Origin of the sequence: Croceibacterium salegens, assembly GCF_009827435.1 — a bacterium.
Classification (GTDB): domain Bacteria; phylum Pseudomonadota; class Alphaproteobacteria; order Sphingomonadales; family Sphingomonadaceae; genus Croceibacterium_B; species Croceibacterium_B salegens.
This window is the reverse complement of sequence record NZ_WTYM01000023.1, coordinates 67267-92432: the sequence shown is the minus strand read 5'-3', so window position 1 is coordinate 92432 and position 25166 is coordinate 67267. Positions and strand designations below refer to the sequence as shown.

Genomic DNA, 25166 nt, shown 5'->3' with positions numbered 1-25166 from the left:
ATCCGCTTGCCCGAGACAAGGTGCGGGAGAACACGGAGAGGGGATTTCCGGAATGGATGAGAACGAAGCCGAGCGGGCGCGGGCCTACTGGCGGGCCAACCTCAGGCTGGTCGGCAGCCTGCTGGCGATCTGGTTCGCCTGTTCGTTCGGCGCCGGAATCGTGCTGCGTGAGTGGCTCGATCAGTGGCGCATCGGCGGCTACCCTCTCGGCTTCTGGTTCGCCCAGCAGGGTTCGATCTACATCTTCCTCGTGCTGATCTTCGCCTACGTCGTGCTGGCGCGGCGGATCGACCGCAAGTTCGGCGTGGAGGACTGAACCGATGTCGACCCAGTCGCTTATCTACCTCTTCGTCGGCCTGAGCTTCGCGCTCTACATCGGCATCGCAGTCCTCTCGCGCGCCCGCTCGACCGGGGACTTCTACGTCGCCGGCGGGCATGTCCACCCGGTGGTCAACGGCATGGCCACAGCAGCCGACTGGATGAGCGCGGCGAGCTTCCTGTCGATGGCCGGGATCATCGCCTTCTCGGGATACGACGGCTCGGTGTACCTGATGGGCTGGACCGGCGGCTTCGTGCTGCTCGCCCTGTTGCTCGCCCCTTACCTGCGCAAGTTCGGACAGTTCACCGTGCCCGACTTCATCGGCGCGCGGTATTACTCAAAGGCCGCGCGGGTCGTGGCGGTGGTGTGCCTGATCATCATCAGCTTCACCTACATCGCCGGACAGATGCGCGGCGTCGGCATCGTCTTCGCGCGTTTCCTTGACGTTTCGGTCGATCTCGGAGTGATCTTCGGCATGGCGATTGTTTTCGTCTACGCCGTGCTCGGCGGGATGAAGGGCATCACCTACACCCAGGTGGCGCAGTACTGCGTGCTGATCTTCGCCTACCTCGTGCCGGCCTTCTTCATCAGCTTCCTGGCGACCGGAAACCCGCTGCCGCAAATCGGGCTGGGGTCACACCTTAATGACGGTTCCGGGCTCTACGCGCTGCAGAAACTCGACATGGTGCTGCAGGATCTCGGCTTCGGCGCATATACTTCGGGGACCAAGTCGACCGTCGACGTCTTCGCCATCACGCTGGCGCTGATGGTCGGCACCGCGGGTCTGCCGCATGTCATCGTCCGCTTCTTCACCGTGCCCAAGGCAAGCGCGGCGCGCATCTCCGCCGGCTGGGCGCTGGTGTTCATCGCCCTGCTCTACACCACCGCCCCGGCGGTGGGCGCTTTCGCCCGGCTCAACTTCGTGCAAAGCGTCGAGGAACAGGCCTATCCCTCCAGCCCCGAGTGGTTCCGCAACTGGGAGGCCAACGACCTCATCGCCTGGCGCGACAAGAATGGCGACGGCAAGATGCAATACCGTCCCGGCGACGCCTTTGAGGGCACCCCCATCTACACCGAAGAGGCCACCGGACCTTCGGGGGAGCGCCTGCTCGACAACGCCGCGACCAAAAACGAGAACGAAGTCTACGTCGATCGCGACATCATGGTCCTCGCCAACCCCGAAATCGCCAAGTTGCCCGGCTGGGTGATCGCGCTGGTCGCTGCAGGCGGGCTCGCCGCAGCTCTTTCGACCGCCGCCGGGCTGCTGCTGGTGATATCGAGCGCGGTAAGCCACGACCTGCTCAAGAAGACCTTCCACCCCGACGTCAGCGAACGACAGGAACTCGCCGCCGCCCGGCTCGCTGCAACCGCCGCCGTGCTGATCGCGGGTTACCTCGGCATCTACCCGCCCGGTTGGGTCGCGCAGGTCGTCGCCTTCGCCTTCGGCATCGCGGCAGCGACGCTGTTCCCGGCGATCTTCATGGGTATCTTCTCGAAGCGGATGAACCGCGAGGGCGCAATTGCCGGGATGCTCGTCGGGCTTGTCTTCACCATCGCGTACATCGGCTGGTTCAAATTGTGGAACCCGGCCGCCAACGTGGCGGACAACTGGCTGCTGGGAATCTCGCCCGAAGGAATCGGCTCGATCGGCATGGTGCTCAACTTCGCCGTGGCTCTCTCGGTATCGGCTTTCACCCGCCCTGTGCCGGCCGACGTTCAGGACCTCGTCGAGGCGATCCGCATCCCCCGCGGAGCAGGAGCCGCGACCGGCCACTAGGAACCGCATCGGAGCTTCATCGTTGGATGGCAAAATAGGTTTCGCAAATTCAACGAGCTGACATTGACCGACGACGAACAGGAACGTTCGCGCCCGTCTCAGGCGATGGGCAACCCGAAAGACTTCGACGACAGCCCCGAGCGGTTCCGGGATGAAAATCCCGATGCACGGTTCGGCGGCGCATCGGAAGTGCTATTCGAACAAGCCATGGCGCAGACGCGTATGGCGATCTGCCTGTGCGACCCCAACAAGCCCGACCTGCCGATCGTCTTCGCCAACAAGGCGTTTCGCAACCTTACCGGTTATGACGAGGCCGAAATCGTCGGGAAGAACTGCCGCTTCCTGCAGGGTCCCGAGACCGATCCCGAACCGGTGCGCAAGATGCGCCAGGCGATCGAGAACGAGGACGTCGTGGTCGTCGAACTGCTCAACTACCGCAGGGACGGTTCGAGCTTTTGGAACGCGCTGCACCTCGGTCCGATCTACGACAGCGAGGGCAAGCTGAAGTACTTCTTCGGCAGCCAGTGGGACGTATCCGACGTTCGCGCCGCGCGCGCCGAGGAACACTACGCCCGCGAGATGGCGCGCGAGCTTTCGCACCGCATGAAGAACATGTTCTCGGTCATCTCCGGGATCGTCAACGTCACCGGGAGGATGCGCGGCATCGAATCCGAAGCACAGGAAATCAACGACCGCGTCCAGGCGCTCGGCCGCGCCTACGAGACGACGCTCGACGATGCGTCGGCCGGGCGCATCGAGATCGGCCAGGCGATCCGCGCGATACTCTCGCCCTACGATGTCGGCGAAAGCCACCTGCGCCTGCTCGGTAATGGCATCCGCGTGCCCTTTGCGGCCGTTTCGAGCATCGGCCTCGTCCTCCACGAACTCGCCGCCAACGCAACCAAGCACGGAGCCTGGACTCGCGACGATGGGCTGGTCGAGGTGGACTGGCAGGAAAAGGGCGAAGACGAGCAGCGCGTGGTCGAAGTGACCTGGCGCGAGAAGTTCGGTCCCAAGGTCACAATTCCGGCCGATGCAAAGGGCGGATCGGGCAACGAAATCATCGACCGACTGCTGCGCTTCAGCAACGGCTGTATCGACCGCGAATGGCACGAGGACGGCCTCGTCGCCGTCGCGCGCGTCCCCATCTGGAAGGCCTCCTAAATGTGCGATTCCGAAGGCAGCTGCCACGTCCTCCTTCTCGAGGACGAGCCGATGATCCTGATGGACCTCGAATTCGCGGCCGAGGCCTGCGGCTGCAACGCACTGTGCGCGACCAGCGTCAAGCAGGCGATGAAGCACCTCGACAGCGAAAGGCCGGTCCGCGTCGGCATCCTCGACGTCAATCTCGGCGAAGGTCAGACTTGCGAGCCGGTGGCGCGCGAACTGGAGCGGCGCGGCATTCCCTATATCCTGCATTCTGGTGATCTCGACCGGCAGAACGAGACCGTGCGCTCGCTCAACGCGCAGCTCATTCCTAAGCCGGCCAACGCCAACCACGTCATTTCGACAGCGATGGAATGCGTCGGCCGCAAATGCGGCTGAACCTGTCCTATTGATTCCGGCGGCGACGGTGCCAACTTGCGGAGCATGCCCGCTCCACGCCTCGCCAGCCGCGCCCTGTTGCGCCTCTCACCGCAAGAACCGGGTGAGGACGTCGCGGCCTTCCTCCAGGGTCTCGCAACCAACGACGTGACTGGCGAACTGCCGGCCTATGCCGGGCTGCTGACGGCGCAGGGCAAGGCCATGTTCGACTTCATCGTCTGGCCGGGCGCGGACGACTCGCTGCTGCTCGATTGCGAAGCCGACGCAGCGGATGATCTCGCCAGGCGCCTCTCGCTCTACCGCCTGCGCCGCAAGATCTCGATCGAGCGCGACGATACCCTCGGGGTATATTGGCAGGCCGAACTCGGCGATGGAGGTGCGCCCGACCCGCGCCTGCACGACCTCGGCGAACGCTGGATTGCCAAGCGCCAGCCCGACGACGAGACCGTCGATGAGGCCTGGACGAAGCACCGCCTCGCCCTCGGGGTGCCCGAGGGCCGCGCCGAACTCGGCGACATATTGTGGCTCGAAACAAATGCCGCCGAACTCAACGGCGTCAGCTTTACCAAGGGCTGCTACATCGGGCAGGAAAACACTGCGCGGATGAATTGGCGGCAAAAGGTCAACCGCCGCCTGCTGGTGGTGCCGCTCGACAAGTCGGACGAGAAGCGCCGGAAGGCCGACCATCCCGACCATGGCCTCGCCGTCGATCACCTGCGGATCGACGACATCGACCCGGCGAACACGCCAAGCTGGATGGTACTTTCGAGCTAGGCCTCCTCGGTCGCCAGGTTCGCGGTCAGTAAGCTTTCGGCGGTGTCGCGCGCCGCGCTGCGTTCGAGGCCGAGCGAATTGGCGAGTTGCCGGCCGAGCAGGGCATCGCCTAGCGCCAGCAGGACGAGCGTCAGCGTCACACGGTGCATACGGCCGGCCTTGTCGTGTCCGGCTTCCTCGGGGCGCAGTTCGTCGACCAGGTCGTGGATCGATTCCACCACCGGGTCGAGCGCATCCTCGTTGCCCGACAGCAGCATCCAGCTGGCCAGCGCTCCCGCTCCTTCCCGATCGAAGGCATCGAACGTAAGGTCGACCACTTCGCGCGGGGAGCCGATTCCGGCGCGGGTCGCGCGCACGGCGTCGGCGATCGTTTCGCACACGGTATGGGCCAGGTGCTCTGCAAGTGCTTTCTGCAGCCCTGAAGCCGAGCCGAAATGATGCAACAGGTTGGCATGGGTCTTGCCGATGCGGCCGGCCACGGCCTTCAGCGTAACCGACTGCGGCCCGGTCTCGATCAGCAGCACACGAGCCGCTTCAAGCGCGGCTGTTCTGGATTCTGCCGGGGTTAATCGCTTGCGACTTGCCATAATTACTGATGCTTAATAGAAATCCGGGACGTGAATGAAGTGTCTCATCACGAATTCGGCCCGACCGCGACGCCGAAAGGACTTGTCCTCAGCGTGAGAGACAAGAAATTCTGCCGGGAAAACTCGCCCGAACGCTGGTGGCATTCGAACGATCCAATAGCAACTGCCTGGTACAATTCTGTCAGTTCCAGCCTGCCGCGCGGCGAGCAGTTCTTCGTAGAGATCGTCCAGGGCTATCGCGGCCAATTGCCCGAAAAGCTCGAGGCCGAGGCCCGCGCCTTCGTGCGACAGGAAATGAACCACGCGCGCGAACACAACCTGTTCAACCGCCAGGCCGGGCAATACGGCTATGACGTCGACAGCATCGGCGTCGGCATCGAACAGATGCTCAGCCTCGCGCGCGGACAGCCGGTCGAGATCAGTCTTGCCGTCTCGATTGCGCTCGAACACTTTGCGGCCAGCATCAGCCACAAGCTGCTGACCGACCCGCGCTACCTTGAGGGCGCCAATCCCGACGCCGCCGAGTTGTGGAAGTGGCACGCCATCGAAGAGCTCGAGCACAAGGGGCTGGTGTTCGACGTGTGGCTGTGGGCGACGCGCGACTGGAGCAACTGGAAACGCTATTCGACCCGGGCGATGGTGGCCGCCAGGATTACCCGGAAGTTCTTCCGCAACCGCGTGCGCGACGCGCTCGGGCTGCTGGCGCAGGACGGCATCACCGGCTGGAACGCAAGGTGGCGGCTGTACAAGTTCCTGTGGCTCTCACCGGGCATGATGGCGCGGATGCTCTTTCACTGGGCCGCGATCTTGATGCCAGGCTTCCACCCGTGGAACCGCGATCACCGTACGCTGATCCAGCGCTACGACAGCCCATACGAGGCGGCGGCAATGCCTGGTTGATACCACTTATTGACAGTGATGTAAGTGAAGCATATCTCCGCCCGATAACGGAGCCGTGCCATGAATGCCCCCGCAAGGATCGACAGCCCGGAGACCCGACAGACGCCGACCCCGGCGGACCTGACGATCACTCCGCGCGACAGCCGGTTCGGCCGTGGCGAGACGATGCAGCGCTGGTGGTGCAATGGCGATCCAGTGGCAACGGCGTGGATGAATTCGCTCTCGGCCAGCTTTCCACTCGGCGAAGGGCTGTTCATCGAAAGCGTGAAGGCGTTCCGCGACGACGCCCCGCCCCGCCTCGCGAACGAAATCCGCGCTTTCGTGAAGCAGGAAGTCAACCACACCCGCGAACACCTCGCCTTCAACCGCGCTGCCGCCGAGAGCGGCTACGACATGCGCGGGATCGAGGCGCGCATCGCTCACAACGTCGCCGTCGCCCGCACCCGCCCGCCGGTCGTGCAGCTCGGCGTGACCATCGCGCTCGAACACTTCACCGCGATGTTCGCCCACCTGTTCCTCAAGGACCCCAAGGCGTTCTTCGACCCGCACGGCCCGCAGGCCGACATCTGGCGCTGGCACGCGGTCGAGGAGATCGAGCACAAGGGTGTGGCTTTCGACACCTACCTTCACGCCACGCGCGGCTGGCCGCGGTTCCGGCGCTGGAAGCTCAAGTCGCTGACCATGCTGCTGATCACCTGGCGCTTCATCACTCACCGCAGCCACGATGCGCTCGACATGATGGCGCAGGACGGGATTACCGGCTGGAAGGCGCGTGCGAAGCTCACCTGGTACCTGGTCGGCAAGCCCGGTGTACTGCGGCGGATCTTACCGGCGTGGATCGCCTACTTCCTGCCCGGCTTCCACCCGTGGAACCGCGACGACCGCGCCCTGATCGTCCGCTATGAGAGCGACTTCGCCGACGCGGTGATGCCGGAGGAATAGTTCGGCACCGGGTTGCGTGCCCCGCCCGGCACGCTATCCCGAAGGCATGCACGAAACAGCTCAGGCCCTCGACGCTTTCGAACTCGGCGCCATTGTTGTGGTCGCCGCCGCCGCCCTTGGCTGGTTCAATCACCACTTCCTCAAGCTGCCCCACGTCATCGGGTTGACGGTGATGGGCGCGGTCGCCTCGATCGCGCTGCTGCTGGCCAATGCCTTCATTCCGGCAGTGACGCTCGACGACAGCGTGCGCGCCTTGCTCGAGCAGATGAACTTTACCGACACGCTGCTTCAGGGGATGCTAAGCTTCCTGCTGTTCGCCGGCGCGCTCCACGTCGATCTCGAGAACCTGCGCAAGGACTGGTTCCCGGTCCTCATGCTCTCTACGGTCGGTGTGCTGATTTCAACCGTGCTGGTCGGGGTCATGATGTGGGGCATCGGAACCGCGCTTGGCCTGCCGATTGCGCCGATCTGGTACTTCGTGTTCGGCGCGCTGATCAGCCCGACCGACCCGGTCTCGGTGCTCGGCGTACTCAAGGAAGAGAACGTGCCCGGCCGCCTGCAGGCCATCGTCGCGGGCGAGAGCCTGTTCAACGACGGTGTCGGCATCGTCGTCTTCACCATCCTGCTCGGCGCGGCGGTGACCGGGCAGGACTTCTCGTTGCTCGAAGGCGCCCACCTGTTCGCCATCGAGGCCGGCGGTGGCATCCTCGTCGGCCTGATCGTCGGCTGGCTCGGCTACCGGGCGATGCGGTCGATGGACGAATACGCGCTGGAGGTGACGATCAGCCTCGCGGTTGTGATGGGCGGCTATGCGCTGTGCAGCGCGCTGCACGTCTCCGGTCCGCTGGCGATGGCGGTCGCCGGGCTGCTGATCGGCAACCACGGCGTGACCTACGCGATGAGCGACACGACCCGCGACTACGTCATCAAATTCTGGGAGCTGATCGACGAGATGCTCAACTCGGCGCTGTTCCTGCTGATCGGGTTGGAGATGATCGTCATCGTCCCCGGGCTGCCGCACGTCGAGCTCGGCCTGCTGGCTGTTCCCGTGGTGCTGTTCGCTCGCGCCCTCTCGGTTTCGCTCTCGACCCGTGCCGTGCCCGCCGCAAAGCCGCAGGCGCCGGGAAGCTGGCAGGTGCTGGTCTGGGGCGGCCTGCGCGGCGGCATCTCGATCGCGCTGGTCCTATCGTTACCTGAGGGCGTAACCCGGGACCTGCTGCTCGCCGCAACCTTTGCCGCGGTGCTGTTCTCGGTGCTGGTCCAGCGCGCGACGCTCGGCCGGATGATCGAGCGGCGGCAGGAGCGCGAAGAAGACCCGGACGAAGTGCCCGAGACCCTGCACTAGATCAACCGTTCGCGGCGTTCGCATCCACCGGGGCGTTGGCCCATGCGACGATGTCGAAGTCGTCGGGCATCTGCAGGAACAGGTTGGCAACCGGCGTCAGCAGGCGGGTGACGTGGCCCTTGCCGGTCATGTCCTCGAGGTAGACCAGGTCGCCTTTGCCGATCGGGATCTTGGTTCCGTCGCCCACCTCGCACTCGATGTCGCCGACGACATTGATGGTGAAGGTCTTGCGCGGCGCCTGGTGCCAGTCCTCGGTCCCCTGTGCGATCGAGGTGGCGACAACCGCAGTCACCGGCAGCGGCTTCGGCGTGCCTTGCACGCTGACCTTGCCGACATGGCTCACGCCTTCCTCGTCGGCGTAGATGTGGATGATCTCCATGATCCCCGACGGCCCCTTCGCCGGTCCATCGGGCAGTGGCGACCCGCCGTTGTCTTCCTGTGCGCAGGCCCCTGTGGCCAGCAGCGCGGTCAGCGCAGTTCCGGCGGCGATAACGGTACGGCGGTCGGTATTCATGAAGTCCTCCCCTGATGCAGTCGCGGCTGCTCTTGCCGCGGGTCTAGGTGCAATTCGCTCACATGTCGCGAAATTGCTGTTGTCGCTGCAGGACTTCACGATAACATCGGCGTGTCCATTTCGGGGGGAAACCATGAAATATCTGCCGCTTGTCATCTCCGCCACCTTGCTCGCCCTCCCCCAGCCCGCCGCAGCGATCCCCCGCACCGAAAAAGCCATCCTCGCGCAAATCGAGATTTGCCGAACTAGCCTGGAAATGGTCCGCGACGGCGCATCCGACGACGAGGAGACGGACTATCTCGTCGCCCAACTCGAAAGGAACGGCTGGGACGAGGAAACCGATCTCGACGACCTTATGCTCGTCTGTATCTTCTTCAAGCAGGGCTGGCTCCACTCACAATCCGAATAGCCGGGCCGCCCGCCACCGAGGCGGCCCAATTGCGAGACTCGGCAGAGCGGTGTATAGGCTTCATCAAACGCGCCCCGGGCCCGCACGAAGCGACTGCTTCGTTCGCCGGGGCGCTCTCGTTTTTTCGCCCGCAATAGGGCCAGAGCAAGGTCACTGACATGTCCCGTCGCCGCCAGATTTACGAAGGCAAGGCCAAGATTCTCTATGAAGGCCCCGAGCCCGGCACGCTGATCCAGTATTTCAAGGACGATGCCACCGCCTTCAACGCCCAGAAAAAGGGCACGATCAACGGCAAGGGCGTGATCAACAACCGCATCAGCGAGCACGTCTTCACGCGCCTCAGCCACATCGGCATCCCGACGCACTTCATCCGCCGCCTCAACATGCGCGAGCAGCTCGTTCGCCAGGTCGAGATCATCCCGCTCGAGGTCGTGGTGCGCAACGTCGCCGCCGGATCGATCTCCAAGCGCCTCGGCATCGAGGAAGGCGAACCGCTGCCCCACACGCTGATCGAATACTACTTCAAGGACGATGCGCTGAACGACCCGATGGTGGCCGAAGAGCACATCGCCTGCTTCGGCTGGGCCAGCAACGAAGAGATGCAGGACATGTCGTCGATGGCGATCCGCATCAACGACTTCATGTCCGGCATGTTCTCGGCGATCGGCATCCGCCTGATCGACTTCAAGCTCGAATTCGGGCGCATCTGGGACGGCGACTATTCGCGCGTCATCCTCGCCGACGAGATCAGCCCCGACGGCTGCCGCCTGTGGGACATGACGAGCGGCGAGAAGCTCGACAAGGACCGCTTCCGCCGCGACCTCGGCGGCGAGGAAGAGGCCTACCAGGAAGTCGCCCGCCGACTTGGCCTGCTGCAGGAAGACGGCGGTCCGGGTGAAGTCTTCGACCTGACCGCCCACCGCACCAAGTTGCGCGGGGCCCCGGCCAAGAAGAAGTAAGTCTTGCCCCCGCCGATACGGCGGGACGGCCTCACCGGCCGCACTTCGGAGAAGTTTACACGCTGTGCACACATCTGACAATGTCCTGGGGCAAAACTCGCGCAGTGCCGGCGCGGCCTGTGCATCGCGTCGGTTCGGCAGGGGACTTCCAGGCAGCAGCACAATTCGCGTCTCCGGTGTCGGGACAAGAGCGAATCAGCCCCCTTATGCACCGGGCGGCGTGTAGGAAAATGGTTTGTCGCGTGCAGCATGGGTGCAGCGCAGAGGCCATTGCCCGTTCAGGATTCCTGCGCCACTAACGCTGGCGATGAACATTCGCGCCCTGCTGCCCGCTCTCCTACTTTCATCCACCGCACTTCTCCTGGCCCCGCTTCCCGCGGCGGCGAAGGTGCCGGAAGCAGCGGTCGCCGCCCAGGCTGCGGAACCCGACTGGGCCTTCGAGGCCAGCGACCTTCCGGTCGATCCCGACTATCGCTTCGGCAAACTCGACAACGGCATGCGCTACATCATCCGGCACAACGCCACGCCAGCGGGACAGGGTATGGTGTGGATGTGGATCGACGGCGGTTCGATGTCGGAAGCCGACGACGAGCAAGGCTATGCTCACTTCGTCGAGCACATGGCGTTCAACGGTTCGACCCACATTCCCGAAGGCGAAATGATCCGGTTGCTCGAGCGTGAGGGGCTGGCGTTCGGCGCTGACACCAACGCCTCGACCGGCTTCGACCAGACGATCTACAAGCTCAACCTGCCGCGTAACGACAGCGAGTTGCTCGACAGCTCGCTCATGCTGATGCGCGAGATCGCCAGCGAGCTGAAATTCGACCAGGCGGCGATCGACCGCGAAAAGGGCGTTGTGCTTTCGGAAAAGCGTGTCGGCGACACCTTCGCCTATCGCAACACGCTCGATAATCTCGACTTCCAGTATCCCGGGGCCCTGCTGACCCGGCGCCTGCCGATCGGGACGGCCGAGACGCTGCAGAATGCGACGTCGGAGAAGCTGCGTGGTCTGTGGCAGCGGCTTTACCGCCCATCCAACGCGGCGATCATAGTCGTCGGCGATTTCGATCCCGCGCAGGTCGAGGCCGAAATCCGCCAGCACTTCGCCAGCTGGCAAGGCCCCCCGGCCCTGCCCCAGCCGAACGTGGGACCGATCGACTACGGGCTGCGCGGCAAGACCGACATCCACCTCGACCCGGCACTGTCGGAACGAGTTACCGTTTCGGTCACTGGCCCATTTCTGGATGAGCCGGACGTCATCGCCACCCGCCGGGTCAAGCTGATGCGCTCGATCGGGTACGGCATCATCAACCGTCGCCTGCAGCGCCTCGCCCGGATCGATGATCCGCCGTTCCGCGGCGCCGGCGTGGGCACCGGCGACGTGTTCAGGGAGGGACGCACCACCAACCTGATCGTCGACGCCGCCGAAGGCGAATGGAAGCGCGGTCTGGCCGTGGCCGAAGCCGAATACCGCAAGGCGCTGGCTTTCGGAGTCACGCAAGCCGAAGTTGACGAACAGCTCGCCAATATCCGTACAGCGCAGGAAAATGCCGCCGCAGGGGCCGACACGCGCCCGAACGACGCCTTTGTCGGTGCCGCGCTGTCCCTGCTCTACGAAAAGCAGATCCCGACCACCCCTGAAAGCTCGCTCGAACGTTACCGGCAGGTCGAACCGCTGGTCACGCCCGAAACGGTGATGGCGGCGCTGCGGCAGGAAATGCTGCCGCTCGACAACCCGATGATCCGCTTCGAGGGGCGCACCGCACCCGAAGGCGGTGCCGAGGCCCTGCGCGCGGCGTGGAACGAAGGTATGCAGGCCGAACTCACGCAGGACGAACAGGCGACGCTGGCCGGGTTCGGATATACCGACTTCGGCGCGCCTGGCACAGTCGTGTCCGATACTGTCGAGCCGCTGTTCGGCATCCGCACGATCAGATTCGCCAACGGCCTGAAGCTCAACCTCAGGCCGACCGAACTCGAGCGCGACCGGGTGTCGTGGGAACTGAATGTCGACGGCGGGCACATGCTCGACACGCGCGAAAACCCTCTGGCGACGGCGATGACCAGTTCGCTTCCGGTCGGCGGACTGGGCAAGCATTCGCTCGACGAGCTGCAATCGATCCTCGCCGGGCGCAGCGTCGGCTTCAACATTTCCGCCGACGCCGACACCTTCATGATGGGCGGGATGACGACCCCGCGCGATCTCGAGCTGCAGCTGGACCTTGCCGCCGCGGCATTGACCGATCTCGGCTACCGGCCGCAAGGCGAGGTGCAGTACCGGCGCGGCATCGAGAACACCTTTGCCCGGCTCACCGCCACACCGGGCAGCGCACTCAATGCCGCCGCCGGGCGAATCCAGTCCGATGGCGACCCGCGCTTCTCGCTGCAGCCCGAGGCAGATTATCTCGCCCTCACCTTCGCCGGACTGCGCGACGCAATCGGCGATCGCATGACACATGGCGCCGCCGAACTGGCGCTGGTCGGCGATTTCGAACCTGAGGCGGCAATCGCGTTGGTCGCAAGGACGCTCGGCGCCATTCCGCAACGAGAAGCCGAATTCCGCAATTACGACGACAACGACACACGCATCTTCACCGCCGACCGTTCGACCCGAGTGGTGGCGCACGACGGACCCGACGACCAGGCGTTGCTGCAGATGACCTGGCCTACCACCGACGACAGCGATTTCGACCAGGTCATGCGGTTTGAACTGCTCGAGGCGATCATGCAGGTCGAGATGACCGACAACTTGCGCGAGGAACTGGGCCAGACCTACTCACCGGCCGTGAGCTCAAACCAGTCGCGCGATTATCCCGGTTACGGCACCTTCACCATCTCCGCGGCGGTCGACTACAGCCAGCTCGAAGCGGCGCGCGCGGCGATGCTCGAGACGGTCAGGTCGCTGGTCGACGCGCCTGTCGATGCCGACGTGCTGCTTCGCGCGCGCAAGCCGCTGCTCGAACAGTACGAGAATGCGTTGAAGACCAATCGCGGCTGGATCAACCTGGCCGACGATGCGCAGAGCGAGCCCGAGCGGCTGGCCCGTTTCAAGTCCGGGCCGGAAAAGCTTTCGGCGCTGACGGCCGAGGATGTGCAGGCAACCGCCCGGCGCTACCTCGATCCGGCCCAAAGGCTCGAAATCGACGTAGTGCCGCGCAGCAAGGCGCCTGCTCAGTAGTTGAAGCGGGCCGACACGCCGATCACGCGCGGATCGTTTACGAACGCGGTGTTGTTGTTGAAGTCGATGCCGCCCTTCACGTTGTCTTCGTTGGTGATGTTGCGGACGAACGCCGCCACTTCCCACATGCCGTTGTTGGTGGCGTAACCGACCCGCAAGCCGCCTTCGAACTGGCCGTCGGTGACGAATTCAGCCGAATCGTAGAGGAAGAAGCTCGTCTTGCCCTGGTACGACCAGTCGGTGAAGATGAAGACTTCGCCGTTCGGACCGGCCGGTGTCGACCAGCGCGCGGTGACGTCGCCGATCCACTGCGGGGCATTGGGGAACGGGTTGCCGTCGATCAGGGCGCGGTTGGTGCCGCCGACGTTCACCAGCGGATCAAGCACGGTGCACTGGGCACAGATACCGACCAGCAGGGTGTCGTCCTTGATTTCGGTGTGGTTGTAGCTGACGCCTGCGGTCACGACGAAGTTGTCGGAGACGTCGAAAGAGCTGTCGAGTTCGAACCCGTAGCCCTCGCCCTTGTTGGCGTTGACCAGCTGCACGAGGTTGGCCGCCCCGCCGACCGCGCTGAACTGCGGGTCGGTGACGGTGTAGTAGTAGATCGCACCGTTGAGACGCACCCGGCGATCGGCCAACAGGCTCTTCCAGCCGAGTTCGTAGGACATGATCTTTTCCGAGGTGGCGATCGACGGCGGGCTGAAGAAGGCCACGTCTCGGCCCTGGATCGTCGGCGCGCGGAAGCCGCTGGCGACGCGGGCGAAGAGGCTGGCGTCGGACGACACGTCGAACATCGCCGAAAGATCCCAGCTCAGGCGACTGTCGCCCACGCTGCGGTCGTTCGGGCCCGAACCCGAAACCACCGAGAAGTCCTTCTGGTCGTCGGTGTAGCGCAGGCCGGCGGTGACCTTGACGCTATCGGCGAGCTGCGCCCCGACCTGGCCGAACAGGGCCCAGCTCTCGTTCTGGTGGCGCACCTCGACCGGGGGCGGGAAGGTGAAGCCCTCGGTCAGAACAGTGAAGTCGCTGTCGAAATAGAACCCGCCGACCTGCCAGGTAAAGGCACCATCGCCGTCGGAGGCAAGGCGAACTTCCTGGGTGAACTGGTCGAGGTCGATCGAATCCTTCGTATCCGAGGGGAACGGAATGAAGCCCGGGCCCATGAACGGCAGGAAAGAGGCACCGTATCCGCCGTCGATGTCGCCGCGGCTCGAGCCTTCGCTGTGATAGGTGGCGGTGATCGAGGTCAGCGTCGCGCCCTCGAATTCGTAGTCGGCCTTCAGCGTGCCGCCGTACATCTTGTAGTTGGCTTCATTGCCGCCACCGGCGTCGTAATAGACCGTGCGGCGCTTGTAGTTGCCGTTCAGCTCGTTGTTGCTGGGACCAAGGATATTGGCGCGAAACAGTGTGCTGGTGCCGTCCAGCTTGCGATACTGGCCGCTCGCCAGGACGCTGAAGCCGTCGTGCGAATCGAACAACAGCTGACCGCGCACGGCCAGGTCGACATAGCCGCCATACTTGTCCTGTTCGCCCGTATAGCCGTTATCGACGAAGTCGTTGCGGCTCTGGAACATGAACGAGATGCGGCCAGCAACATTATCGCCGATCGGCGCGCCGACACCGGCGTCGACCACCATCGTTCCGAGCGAACCGAACCCGATCGAAGCGCGGGCATTGGTGTCGAACGAGGGCTTCACGGTGTCGATTTTGACGATGCCGGCCGGGGTGTTGCGCCCGAACAGCGTGCCCTGCGGGCCGCGCAGGACTTCGATCTGCTGGACGTCGAAGATCGGGAAGCTCTTCAGGGTGACGTTTTCCATCACCACGTCATCCATCACCACCGAGACCGGCTGCGACGCGGCGAGGTCGAAGTCGGTGTTGCCGAGGCCGCGGATGTAAAAGCGCGGCGCAGCGCGGCCGTTGGAGCTCTCGACGAACAGGCCGGGGACGCGGGCGGCGAGCGCCGTGGTGTCCGCACCCGTGTCGAAAATGGTCTGGATCTGATCGGCGGCGATCGTGGCGACCGAAACCGAAACGTCCTGTATGTCTTCCTCGCGACGGTTGGCGGTAACCAGGATGGTCCCTTCGTCGGTATCGCTCTCGGCGGCAGGCTCGTCTTGCGCGAAGGCCGGCTGGGCGAAACCGCCGAGCATGAGAGAGGCAAGGCTGGCACCGATCAAGCGGCGGCGGAAAGTGTGGTTGAATGCGGTCATGGCGATCCCCTTGTTCACCCGTTTGGGCGTCACGTGGCTGTTGCGGTGCAGCATTTGCCACGATTGGCGAAATTTACGAGTTGAAGACTGCTCCTGTTGTGGATGAGCGCGCCGTATTTGCCGCAATGTTGCAAGTTTGCGACATGTTGCACGGTCGGGCACTTGCCCACCCGTCGTCGCTTCGCCATAGGCTGCGCGCGAGTCTAACGCCCTGCCCCAAGGACTTGCCCATGAAAGTACGCGTTTCCGTCAGCCTCAAGCCAGGCGTTCTCGACCCGCAGGGCCGCGCCGTGCACCACGCCCTCGAAGGCCTCGGCTTCGCCGGGGTGGAAAACGTCCGCGTCGGTCGCCTGATCGAGCTCGACGTTGCCGACGATACCAGCGACGAGGCGCTCGACGACATGTGCCGCAAGTTGCTCGCCAACATGGTGATCGAGAACTTCCGGATCGAGAAGCTGCCAGAAACCGTGGGCGCCGCCTGATGCGCGCCGCGGTCGTCACCTTCCCCGGATCGAACTGCGACCGGGACATGGCGGTTGCCCTCGAAGAGGTTTCGGGCATCCCGGCGATCCGGGTCTGGCACGGCGACGCCGAACTGCCCGAACGGCTCGACTTCATCGCCCTGCCTGGCGGCTTTTCCTACGGCGACTACCTGCGCTGCGGCTCGATGGCGGCGCGTAGCCCGATCATGCGCGCTGTGATCGCCGCCGCCGAACGCGGCGTGCCGGTGCTCGGGGTATGCAACGGCTTCCAGGTGCTGACCGAAAGCGGCCTGCTGCCCGGCGCTCTGATGCGCAACGCGCAGCTGACCTTCACCTGCCGCACCGTGCCGCTGGTGGTCGAGAACAACCAGTCGCTGTTTACCTCCGGCTATGACGCCGGGCAGGTCATTGGCCTTCCCGTGGCGCACCACGACGGCAACTACTTCGCCGACAGCGAGACCCTCGACCGGCTCGAAGGCGAAGGCCGCGTGGCGTTCCGCTATGGCGAAGAGGTCAACGGTTCGCAGCGCAGCATCGCCGGTGTGCTCAACGAGGCCGGCAACGTGCTCGGCATGATGCCGCACCCCGAGCGGGCGATCGAAGCTGCCCATGGCAACCGCGACGGCCGTGCCTTGTTCGAAGCGGCGTTGAAGGACCTGGTCGGGGCCTGAGGCCCACCCCAGGCAAGTTCAGGCAGCGACCCGCCCGGTCTTGCTGCGCTCTGCGATGACCGCGGCTTCGGCGGCCGGCATCGGGCGGCCGAAGTAGAATCCCTGGATCTTGGTGCAGCCCATGTCGCGGATCATCGCGGCCTGTTGTGCGTCTTCGACGCCCTCGGCGGTGGTGGTCATATCGAGGCTCTTGGCCATCGCCACCACGGCATTGATGATCGCAAGGCTCTCCGGGCTTTTCTGCGCCGCACCCTGGACGAAGCTGCGGTCGACCTTAATGGTCGAGAATCGCAGCGCCCTGAGGTAGCCGAGCGAGGAATAGCCGGTGCCGAAGTCGTCGAGCGCGATCGAGCAACCCAGTGCCATGACCTCTTCGAGCGCCTGCCGCGCAATCTGCGCGTCGCGAACGAAGATGCTTTCGGTGACCTCGACCTCGAGGCGCTGTGCCGGCAGTCCGCTGTCGGACAGCGCACGAACGACGCAACTGGCGAAACCGGGCTCGAGGAGCTGTTCGCCCGAGACGTTGACGGCGACCTTGATCGGATCGGGCCAGAGCACCGCCTGGCGGCACGCTTCGCGCAGGACCCATTCGCCAATCGGAACGATCAGGCGCGTATCCTCGGCCAGCGGGATGAACTTGTCGGGACGAACGAAGCCATGCTCCTCGCTCTGCCAGCGGACCAGCGCTTCGAAGCTGACGACCTGCTCGCTGTTGGCATCGACCACCGGCTGGAAGTTGAGCAGGAGCTCGTCCTTGGCGGTGGCAAAGCGTAGCGCGGATTCGAGCTTGCGGCGCTCTTCGGCCTCGGCGTGGAGCGTGGGCTCGAACTTGCAGTGATCGCCGCCGCCTTCGTCCTTCGCACGATACAGAGCGAGGTCGGCGTTGCGCATCAGCATCTCGACTGAATCGCCGTCGCGCGGACCGATCGCCGAACCGACGCTGGCGCCGATATAGAGCGTGTTGTTCTCGATGACGTAGGGCTGCGAGAGCGCGTCGATGACCTTGTGAGCGAAGCGGTCGACGGCGCCGCGGTCCGAGGCATCGCGGATCACCACGGCAAACTCGTCGCCACCGAGCCGGCCGCACATCTCGTTCTCGGTCGCCAGCAATTCGAGCCGCTGCGAGACCTGCGCGAGCATCTGGTCGCCGATTTGGTGGCCGAGCGAATCGTTGACCGCCTTGAAGCGGTCGAGGTCGATCATCAGGAAGGCGCAGCGGGTGCGCCACTGCTCGCTGTAGCGCAGTGCTTCCTTGAGCGATTCGGTCACCATCAGGCGATTCGGCAGGCCGGTCAGCGTATCGTAGCGCGCCAGGTAGGCGATCTTTTCCGACGATTCGCGCTGTTCGGTCACGTCCGAACCGACCCCACGGAAGCCGACGAAGTTGCCCTTGTCGTCGCGCATCGGCGTGCCGGAAATTTCCCACCAGCGGCGGCCCGAGCCGACTTCGACCTGGACGAGTAGGTTGGAAAAGCTCTCGCGTCGCTTGAGCCGTTCGGCGAGGTCGTGGAGGCTGGGAGCGAACTGGCCGCTGTCCCACGCCGAACCGGCAACGAGCTTGATGAACGAGATGCCCTCGATCTCGCCGGCGTCGCGGCCGAGAGCATAGGCGAAGCGCGGGCTGGCCGAGCGGATGCGGCGATTGGTGTCGACCTGCCACAGCCAGTCAGCCTCGTTCTCCTCGAATTCGCGAAGCAAGAGCGAAACCACTTCCGCCTTTTCCGCCACACCTGCCTCGGCAATCTGCGCCGCGAGGAACGTCCGCGATACGTGGATTGTCCCGTAGCAGGAAGTGAAGACGAAACCTGCTACTCCGGCGACAAGGTAAATCTGCAGGTGCAGGGCGAAGTAGACGATGGCGGCCGCACCGGTGAGCAAGGCGAAGATGAAGGTTGCCATAGGTGCCGAGGACATTAGCAGCGCCGAACCGGCAATCAGCATCGCCACCAAGCACCAAAGAACGACGCCGTCAAACGGGTCACCGAACCAAGTGAAGCCGAGGAGCGCAAACGCCCAGGGCAGCGCTGCCCCAGCGACGCCCCCCGAATGACGCCTAACTTCCGAGTGCGTCATGATCCGATGGTCTGCCTTGGCCAAGGCACGATCTATGCGAGCAGCATTCCACTGCCCGACAGACACTAGAGGTATCCATGCAGCGAGGAAAAAGGTCGGGACCTTGCCGAAGAACAGCCCAACCGTGATCAGCGTAGCCAGAGCGTGACCAGCGAGCCTGATTCTTGATCCCTTGTAAAGGGCCGCGTACTGAAGCGCGCGGATATGCAAGTAGCTGCCCTGCGCAGGCTGCTTGAGCCCAAGCAGTTCCGCCGCCGATAATGTTAGCGGCAGTTGGGGAAATGCGACATGGTTTTCGCTCACCCTTGCCACTTACCCAGCCAAACGTTGAAGCCGAGTAAATCAGCGGGTCCTGAAATGCATGTTCTCTAAGGTTATTCCACGGTCACCGATTTCGCCAGATTGCGCGGCTGGTCGACGTCGGTGCCCTTGGACACTGCAACGTGGTAAGCGAGGAGCTGCACCGGCACGGCATAGACTAACGGTGCGATGAGTGGGTGAACGCGTGGCATCTCGATCTTCGCCATGCAGCCCTCACCCGCCTCATCAAGACCTTCGCGGTCCGAAATCAGAACGATCTTGCCGCCCCGCGCCCGCACTTCCTGCATGTTCGAAACGGTCTTCTCGAACAGCGGGCCAGACGGCGCGAGGACGATCACCGGCACCGCTTCGTCGATCAGTGCGATTGGGCCGTGCTTCATTTCACCTGCCGCATAACCTTCGGCGTGAATGTAGCTGATTTCCTTGAGCTTCAGCGCGCCTTCGAGCGCCAACGGGAAGTCCGGGCCGCGTCCAATGTAAAGCACGTCGCGCGCCGGGGCGATGAGCGGTGCCATCGCGGCCATCTCATCATCGTGCGCCAGCGCCGCGTTGAGCGCCGCGGGAGCCTCCATCAGGTGCTTGACGACCTCGGCCTCCTCGTCGTGCGTCATGCGGCCTTTGCGCACGGCAAAGTGGGCCGCGAGCGCGGCGAGCACGGCGAGCTGACAGGAGAATGCCTTGGTACTGGCAACGCCGATCTCGGGGCCGGCGTGGGTCGGCAGGAGCAGGTCCGCCTCGCGCGCCATCGAGCTGGTGGGGACGTTGACCAGGACCGCGATGGTCTGGCCTTCGGCCTTGCAATGGCGCAGCGCCGCAAGGGTGTCGGCGGTCTCCCCGCTCTGAGAGATGAAAAGCGCCAGCCCGCCGGGTTCGAGGACCGGCGCGCGATAACGGAACTCGCTGGCGTAATCGATGTCGACCGGGGTGCGGGCGAACTGTTCGAACCAGTACTTTGCGACCATCCCCGCATAATAGGAGGTGCCGCAGGCGACGATCGTCACGCGGTTGATCTTGCTGATGTCGAAGTCGAGCTGCGGCAAGGCGACCTGCTGCTCGATCGGCCGCAGGTAGCTGCGCAGCGTCTGCGCCACCACCGTCGGCTGTTCGAAGATCTCCTTCTGCATGAAGTGGCGGTAATTGCCCTTCTCGATCGCTGCCGCAGACGCGCCGGATGTGGTGATCTCGCGTTCGACCGGCCGGTTGCCCTTGTCGTAGATTTCGGCCCCGTTGCGTGTGACGACGACCCAGTCGCCCTCCTCGAGGTAGGATATCTTCTGCGTCAGCGGCGCGAGCGCCAGCGCATCCGAACCGAGGTAGGTCTCACCCTCGCCGTAGCCGACGACCAGCGGCGAACCGAGCCGCGCACCGATCAGGGTGTCTGGATGGGCGCGAAAGGCGATGGCGAGCGCGAAAGCCCCGCGCAGCCGCGGCAGGACAGCTTGTACAGCCTCTTCCGGCAACTTGCCGGCCTCGACCTGCTCGGACACGAGGTGGGCAACGACTTCGGTGTCGGTCTCGCTCTCGAAGACGCGGCCGCGCTTCTCCAGCTCGGAGCGTAGCGTGCGGAAGTTCTCGATGATGCCGTTATGGACCAGCGCTACCTCGCCCGTCGCGTGCGGGTGGGCGTTGTTGGTGGTCGGCGCGCCGTGGGTGGCCCAGCGGGTGTGGGCGATGCCGACTTCGCCTGGCGCCGGGTTGCGCTCGAGTTCCAGCGCGAGGTTGAACAGCTTGCCCTCGGCGCGGCGGCGGACGAGCTCACCGCCGTACAGCGTGCAGATACCGGCACTGTCATAACCGCGGTATTCCATCCGCCTGAGCCCTTCGACCAGACGGTCCGCCACGGGCTCCTTGCCGACGATGCCGATGATTCCGCACATGGGAGGTCAACCTTCCTCGATCGTGTAAGGGATACGTATTCCCGGCATCTGTGCCGGGAACGCCTGGGTGTTGCGGGTCACCAGGATGTGACCCGCGATTTGCGCGCTCGCCAGAATGATGGCGTTGCTCAAGGTAAGACCGCGGCGCTGGCCGCGCAATTGCGCCGAGCTGCGGGCAATTTCCTCCGACAGCTCGACGATGGTGAAATGCGTGAGGAAGCTCTCGGTGCGCTTGGCGTCACCGGGCAGGCCGTGGGTCATCACCTCGATCCAGCTGATGCGGCTGAGGTAACGGCGGGAGTAACGCTGTAACTCGGTCCCGGCCTCATCTACCCCGCGCAATGCGTCGAGCAGGATCCAGGTGTCGAAGAGAGCCGCACTCATTCGCCTTCGCCGTGGGACCGGCCCTGCCAGATGCCGAAATAGCGCTCGATTCCGCCGGCTTGGACTTCGGCGCGGTAAGCGGCGACCGCATCGCGCAGCACGGCGGCGCGCGACTTCCCCTCGGCAGCGGCCCGGCGATCGAGCCAGGCTACGTCTTCATCGGCAAGGTCGACTAGAATCCTGGGCACTATGATATCGCGATATCATATATCGATATCAATGCAAGCGATTCGATTTTCTTGCCCGCTTCTCTGCGCTAACATGCTTACAACTACACCGCATGGGGGAGTCCGGAGATGATCCGCAATTTCTACCGCGCCTTGCTTGCCATTTCGTTTGCGTCCCTGCTCTCCGCCTGCGGCAGCGAGCCCGCCGCGCAACATGAGGCGTCCAACTATTTCGACAACTCCTCCCACCCCGACGCGTGGGCCGGCGGCGTACGCATGGTCCCGATCCGCACCCAGAAGGGCGACTTCAACGTCTGGGTGAAGCGCGTCGGCAACAATCCCGACCTCAAGTTGCTCATCCTTCACGGAGGTCCGGCAATGGGCCACGACTACCTCGACGGGCTCGGCTCGATCCTGCCCGGTGCCGGCGTCGAATATTACATGTACGACCAGCTCGGCGCGGGCCTCAGCGACCGCCCTGATGACGACGACCTGTGGACCATCGACCGCTACGTCGACGAGGTCGAACAGGTGCGCACCGCTATCGGCGCGACGAAGGACAACTTCTGCCTCTACGGTCAAAGCTGGGGCGGCATCCTCGCGATCGAATACGCCCTGCAGCACCAGGCCGAACTGAAATGCCTGATCATCTCGAACATGATGGCCTCGATCCCCGCCTACAACGAATACGCCGACAGGGTGTTGAAGCCCCAACTCAAGCCGGAAGACCTCAAGCTCGTCGAACAGCTCGAGGCCGAGGGCAAGACTGACGATCCCCGCTACCTGGGCATTCTGATTCCCGAGTTTTACGAGAAGCACTTCCTGCGCCGCCCGATGGACCAGTGGCCCTTCGGCGTCTTGCATTCTTTCGACATCGCCAACGAGCACGTCTACACGCTGATGCAGGGCCCGAGCGAGCTCGGCGCCAGCGGACGCCTCGCCAACTGGGACCGGTTCGACGACCTCAAGCAGATCACGGTGCCGACCCTGGTGATCGGCGCGAAGTACGACACCATGGAACCGGCCTACATGGAGAAAATGTCCAAGGAGCTTCCGAAGGGCGAGTACGCCTTCATGCCCGAAGGCAGCCACCTCGCGCTCTATGACGACCAGCAGAACTACGCCAAGGCGCTGACCGATTTCCTCAAGAAGTTCGACTAGCGCGAAAGGCTTCTAACGCGCTCGTTCAGTGCGGGAAATTGGTGTCGACGAACTGGACCACGAAGTGTCCCGGTTGGGGTTCGATCCCGGCCGCCTGTGCCTTGGCGCGTCCCTTGTCCCAGAGTTCGCGGATCGCCGCTGCCATGCCGGGAGGAAATTGCATCCGCGCCTCGACGATCTCGCGCCAGCCACCCGTCTCACCGAAATCGTGTCGGAAATTCGGTTCGGCCGCGATCAGCCAGGTCGCGTGGGCTTCGTCGAGGTGGCCGATGGCGTCGAGAACATAGCTGTCGAGCAGGCGCAGGAAGGGCTTGCCCTCGTATCGGTCGGTCATGGTGTTCCTCGTCCCGTTAGAGAATCGGCACGACCTGGGAGCCGCACCACGGCAGCAAGGCTGGCAAACGCCCTCAACCCTTCTTCGCCTCGGCCTTCTTCTTCTTCATCGCGTCGTGGAAGCGGTCGGCCCAGCCGGGTTTGACGAGCTGTTCAGCGCGAACCATGCGCAGTTCGCCGGGGGCGACGTCGCGGCTTACCGCGCTCCCCGCGCCAACGATGGCGTCCGCTCCGATCTTCACCGGGGCGATCAGCGCGCTGTTCGAGCCAATGAAGGCCCCGGCGCCGATCACGGTCTTGTGCTTGAAGTAGCCGTCGTAATTGCAGGTGATGGTGCCTGCGCCGATGTTCGCGCCCGCTCCCACTTCGGCATCGCCGATGTAGCTCAGGTGGTTGGCCTTGGCGCCTTCGCCCATCACGGCGTTCTTGATCTCGACGAAGTTGCCGATCTTCGAACCCTCGCCGAGCTTCGCCCCGGGCCGCAGGCGAGCGAACGGGCCGACCGACACACCCTTGCCGACTTCGCACCCTTCGAGGTGGCAGAAAGCGTGGATCGTCGCGCCGTCAGCCACCGTGACACCGGGGCCGAACACCACGTTGGGCTCGATCGTCACGTCGCGCCCGAGCCGCGTGTCCCAGCTGAAGAACACCGTCTCGGGCGCAATCAGCGAAGCCCCTTCGGCCATCGCCTCTTCTCGGCGGAACTCCTGCCACTGGCGTTCGGCGGTAGCGAGTTCGGAGCGGCTGTTGATGCCGCGCACCTCGCTCTCGTGCGTTTCGATGAACTTCGACTTGCGGCCGTCGTGAGAGGCGACCTTGACGATGTCGGGCAGGTAGTATTCGCCCGCCGCGTTGTCGTTGCCGACCCTTGCGAGCAGCACGAACAGATCCGCGGCGCGGCACGCCATCATCCCCGAATTGCACAAGTCGACCTTGCGTTCGTCCTCGCTGGCGTCCTTGTACTCGACCATCTTGAGGATGGTCTTGCCGTCGACGCTGATGACGCGGCCATAGGCGCCGGGATCGGTCGCACGGAAGGCGAGGACGACCGCAGCCGGCGCATCGTTGTCGCTGAGGCGGTCGAGCATCCGCTGCATGGTCGAACTCGCGACGAACGGGACGTCGCCGTAAAGCACCAGCACGTCGCCGTCGAAATCGCCCAGCGCGGCCTGCGCCTGCTGCACCGCGTGGCCGGTGCCGAGCTGCGGTTCCTGCACCACGATCTGCGCCCGCTCGCCAACGGCGGCGGCGATCTGCTCGCGCCCGTGACCGGCAACGACCACGGTATGGACGGGATCGAGCGTGGCGACGCTGGCAAGCAGGTGTTCGAGCATCGGCCGCCCGGCGATCGGGTGCAGCACCTTGTGCAGCTCGCTCTTCATCCGCGTGCCCTTGCCCGCGGCAAGGACGATGGCAGCGACCGGGCGGGTAGTTTCGCTCATGTTCGACCATTGCCAGCAATTCGTTGCGGTTTCCATATGGCTCGGGCACTTGCCTGCCGATGACGGACTTTCCTTTCGACACGATCGGCTTCGACCTCGACGGCACGCTGGTCGATACCGCGCCCGACCTGTGCGGCGCGGTCAACCATGCGCTGGTCCAGGTGGGACGCGCGCCGGTGACGCCCGAGGTGACCCGCCAGATGATCGGCGGCGGCACAAGGGCGATGCTGACCCGCGCCTTCGAGCGCACCGGCGGGATGGTCGGCGACGGCGAATTCACCACTGCCTACGACACTTTGCTGGCCTACTACGAGCAGAACACTTCGCAGCACAGCGCGCCCTACCCCGGCCTGCTCGCCGCGCTGGACCAACTGGCGGCGAGCGGCTCCAAACTGGCGGTGGTTACCAACAAGATGGAGCGCTTCGCCCGCAAGCTGCTTGACGAACTCGGGATGAGCGCGCGCTTCGCCTGCATCCTCGGCGGCGACACGCTCGGCCCGGGCCGCGCCAAGCCGGCGCGCGACATGATCGACGAGGCGCTGCGGCAATGCGGCGGCACCCGTTTCGCGATGGTCGGCGACGCAAGCTTCGACGTCCGCGCGGCACGGGCTGCCGGAGTTCCCTGCGTGGTCTATGCCCTAGGCTATCACGACATGCCGGTGGCCGAACTCGGCGCCGACGCGGTGATCGAGCACTTCGACGAACTGGTGCCCTCGCTGGAAGTCCTCGCCCGGTCCAGATAGGACAAAGTCAATTGTCACGTTGACGCCGCAGGTCTAGCCTCGCCCCGATG

At 64.4% G+C, this 25166-nt stretch carries 24 protein-coding genes; 15 read left to right on the top strand and 9 right to left on the bottom strand.

What is annotated here, in order from left to right:
- The first annotated feature begins 52 nt into the window (after positions 1-52).
- The 5 genes from GRI89_RS02110 (at position 53) to ygfZ (ending at position 4415) form a co-directional block, all read left to right on the top strand.
- Positions 53-316: a DUF4212 domain-containing protein gene (locus GRI89_RS02110; protein ID WP_159791708.1), complete on the top strand. Its 264-nt coding sequence runs from the start codon at positions 53-55 to the stop codon at positions 314-316.
- A gap of 4 nt (positions 317-320) precedes the next feature.
- Positions 321-2096, top strand: coding sequence for a sodium:solute symporter family protein (locus tag GRI89_RS02105; RefSeq protein WP_159791706.1), 1776 nt, complete (start codon positions 321-323; stop codon positions 2094-2096).
- Positions 2097-2159: 63 nt separating this feature from the next.
- The gene (locus GRI89_RS02100) at positions 2160-3260 is read left to right on the top strand and encodes a PAS domain-containing protein (RefSeq protein WP_328598036.1); all 1101 of its coding nucleotides are present in this window, start codon (positions 2160-2162) and stop codon (positions 3258-3260) included.
- Positions 3261-3641: a response regulator gene (locus GRI89_RS02095; RefSeq protein ID WP_159791704.1), complete on the top strand. Its 381-nt coding sequence runs from the start codon at positions 3261-3263 to the stop codon at positions 3639-3641.
- A 45-nt stretch (positions 3642-3686) separates the two neighbouring features.
- On the top strand, positions 3687-4415 hold the full coding sequence (gene ygfZ / locus GRI89_RS02090) for a CAF17-like 4Fe-4S cluster assembly/insertion protein YgfZ (RefSeq protein ID WP_159791702.1): 729 nt from the start codon (positions 3687-3689) through the stop codon (positions 4413-4415).
- Here ygfZ and GRI89_RS02085 read toward each other — a convergent pair.
- The gene (locus GRI89_RS02085) at positions 4412-5002 is read right to left on the bottom strand and encodes a TetR/AcrR family transcriptional regulator (RefSeq protein ID WP_159791700.1); all 591 of its coding nucleotides are present in this window, start codon (positions 5000-5002) and stop codon (positions 4412-4414) included. The genes ygfZ and GRI89_RS02085 overlap by 4 nt on opposite strands.
- A 93-nt stretch (positions 5003-5095) precedes the next feature.
- Here GRI89_RS02085 and GRI89_RS02080 point away from each other — a divergent pair, with 93 nt between their 5' ends.
- Genes GRI89_RS02080 through GRI89_RS02070 form a run of 3 tightly spaced genes read left to right on the top strand, consistent with a single transcriptional unit; the run spans position 5096 to position 8189 of the window.
- On the top strand, positions 5096-5902 hold the full coding sequence (locus GRI89_RS02080; protein WP_328598035.1) for a metal-dependent hydrolase: 807 nt from the start codon (positions 5096-5098) through the stop codon (positions 5900-5902).
- A gap of 60 nt (positions 5903-5962) precedes the next feature.
- Complete coding sequence (locus GRI89_RS02075; protein ID WP_159791698.1) at positions 5963-6844, top strand: metal-dependent hydrolase; 882 nt, start codon at positions 5963-5965, stop codon at positions 6842-6844.
- Between the two features lie 46 nt (positions 6845-6890).
- Entirely contained in the window at positions 6891-8189 is a 1299-nt protein-coding gene (locus GRI89_RS02070) for a cation:proton antiporter (protein WP_159791696.1), read from the top strand.
- 1 nt (position 8190) lies between these two features.
- On the opposite strand, the gene GRI89_RS02065 is transcribed toward GRI89_RS02070, so the two are convergent.
- Positions 8191-8703 (bottom strand): cupin domain-containing protein, encoded by a 513-nt coding sequence (locus GRI89_RS02065; protein WP_159791694.1) that lies wholly within the window; start codon positions 8701-8703, stop codon positions 8191-8193.
- Between GRI89_RS02065 and GRI89_RS02060 the strand changes: the two genes are divergently transcribed.
- The 3 genes from GRI89_RS02060 (at position 8702) to GRI89_RS02050 (ending at position 13249) form a co-directional block, all read left to right on the top strand.
- Positions 8702-9112, top strand: a complete 411-nt coding sequence (locus GRI89_RS02060; protein ID WP_159791692.1) for a hypothetical protein — start codon at positions 8702-8704, stop codon at positions 9110-9112. The genes GRI89_RS02065 and GRI89_RS02060 overlap by 2 nt on opposite strands.
- Positions 9113-9270: 158 nt before the next feature.
- Positions 9271-10071 (top strand): phosphoribosylaminoimidazolesuccinocarboxamide synthase, encoded by an 801-nt coding sequence (gene purC / locus GRI89_RS02055; RefSeq protein WP_159791690.1) that lies wholly within the window; start codon positions 9271-9273, stop codon positions 10069-10071.
- A 307-nt stretch (positions 10072-10378) separates the two neighbouring features.
- Entirely contained in the window at positions 10379-13249 is a 2871-nt protein-coding gene (locus tag GRI89_RS02050) for a M16 family metallopeptidase (protein WP_159791688.1), read from the top strand.
- On the opposite strand, the gene GRI89_RS02045 is transcribed toward GRI89_RS02050, so the two are convergent.
- On the bottom strand, positions 13243-15462 hold the full coding sequence (locus GRI89_RS02045) for a TonB-dependent receptor (protein ID WP_159791686.1): 2220 nt from the start codon (positions 15460-15462) through the stop codon (positions 13243-13245). The genes GRI89_RS02050 and GRI89_RS02045 overlap by 7 nt on opposite strands.
- Before the next feature lie 230 nt (positions 15463-15692).
- Between GRI89_RS02045 and purS the strand changes: the two genes are divergently transcribed.
- Both purS and purQ read left to right on the top strand, forming a co-directional pair.
- Positions 15693-15944 (top strand): phosphoribosylformylglycinamidine synthase subunit PurS, encoded by a 252-nt coding sequence (purS, locus tag GRI89_RS02040; RefSeq protein ID WP_159791684.1) that lies wholly within the window; start codon positions 15693-15695, stop codon positions 15942-15944.
- Positions 15944-16615 carry a phosphoribosylformylglycinamidine synthase subunit PurQ gene (gene purQ / locus GRI89_RS02035; protein ID WP_159791682.1) on the top strand — a complete coding sequence of 224 codons (672 nt, stop codon included), beginning with the start codon at positions 15944-15946 and terminating at the stop codon, positions 16613-16615. Before purS ends, purQ begins: the two co-directional genes overlap by 1 nt.
- 18 nt (positions 16616-16633) lie before the next feature.
- On the opposite strand, the gene GRI89_RS02030 is transcribed toward purQ, so the two are convergent.
- The 4 genes from GRI89_RS02030 to GRI89_RS02015 form a co-directional block, all read right to left on the bottom strand.
- A complete protein-coding gene (locus tag GRI89_RS02030; RefSeq protein ID WP_235912685.1) occupies positions 16634-18514 on the bottom strand; it encodes a putative bifunctional diguanylate cyclase/phosphodiesterase in 1881 nt (626 codons plus the stop codon).
- Positions 18515-19062: 548 nt separating this feature from the next.
- On the bottom strand, positions 19063-20886 hold the full coding sequence (gene glmS, locus GRI89_RS02025; protein ID WP_159791680.1) for a glutamine--fructose-6-phosphate transaminase (isomerizing): 1824 nt from the start codon (positions 20884-20886) through the stop codon (positions 19063-19065).
- Between the two features lie 6 nt (positions 20887-20892).
- On the bottom strand, positions 20893-21270 hold the full coding sequence (locus GRI89_RS02020; protein ID WP_159791678.1) for a PIN domain-containing protein: 378 nt from the start codon (positions 21268-21270) through the stop codon (positions 20893-20895).
- A complete protein-coding gene (locus GRI89_RS02015) occupies positions 21267-21458 on the bottom strand; it encodes a ribbon-helix-helix domain-containing protein (protein WP_328598034.1) in 192 nt (63 codons plus the stop codon). The genes GRI89_RS02020 and GRI89_RS02015 overlap by 4 nt, the downstream gene beginning before the upstream one ends.
- 108 nt (positions 21459-21566) lie before the next feature.
- On the opposite strand from GRI89_RS02015, the gene GRI89_RS02010 reads away from it, so the two are divergent.
- The gene (locus GRI89_RS02010) at positions 21567-22598 is read left to right on the top strand and encodes a proline iminopeptidase-family hydrolase (protein WP_159791676.1); all 1032 of its coding nucleotides are present in this window, start codon (positions 21567-21569) and stop codon (positions 22596-22598) included.
- A gap of 25 nt (positions 22599-22623) precedes the next feature.
- On the opposite strand, the gene GRI89_RS02005 is transcribed toward GRI89_RS02010, so the two are convergent.
- Positions 22624-22932, bottom strand: a complete 309-nt coding sequence (locus GRI89_RS02005; RefSeq protein WP_159791674.1) for a hypothetical protein — start codon at positions 22930-22932, stop codon at positions 22624-22626.
- A gap of 73 nt (positions 22933-23005) precedes the next feature.
- On the bottom strand, positions 23006-24373 hold the full coding sequence (glmU, locus tag GRI89_RS02000) for a bifunctional UDP-N-acetylglucosamine diphosphorylase/glucosamine-1-phosphate N-acetyltransferase GlmU (RefSeq protein WP_159791672.1): 1368 nt from the start codon (positions 24371-24373) through the stop codon (positions 23006-23008).
- A 59-nt stretch (positions 24374-24432) separates the two neighbouring features.
- Here glmU and GRI89_RS01995 point away from each other — a divergent pair, with 59 nt between their 5' ends.
- The gene (locus GRI89_RS01995; protein ID WP_159791670.1) at positions 24433-25116 is read left to right on the top strand and encodes an HAD-IA family hydrolase; all 684 of its coding nucleotides are present in this window, start codon (positions 24433-24435) and stop codon (positions 25114-25116) included.
- The last annotated feature ends 50 nt before the right edge of the window (positions 25117-25166 follow it).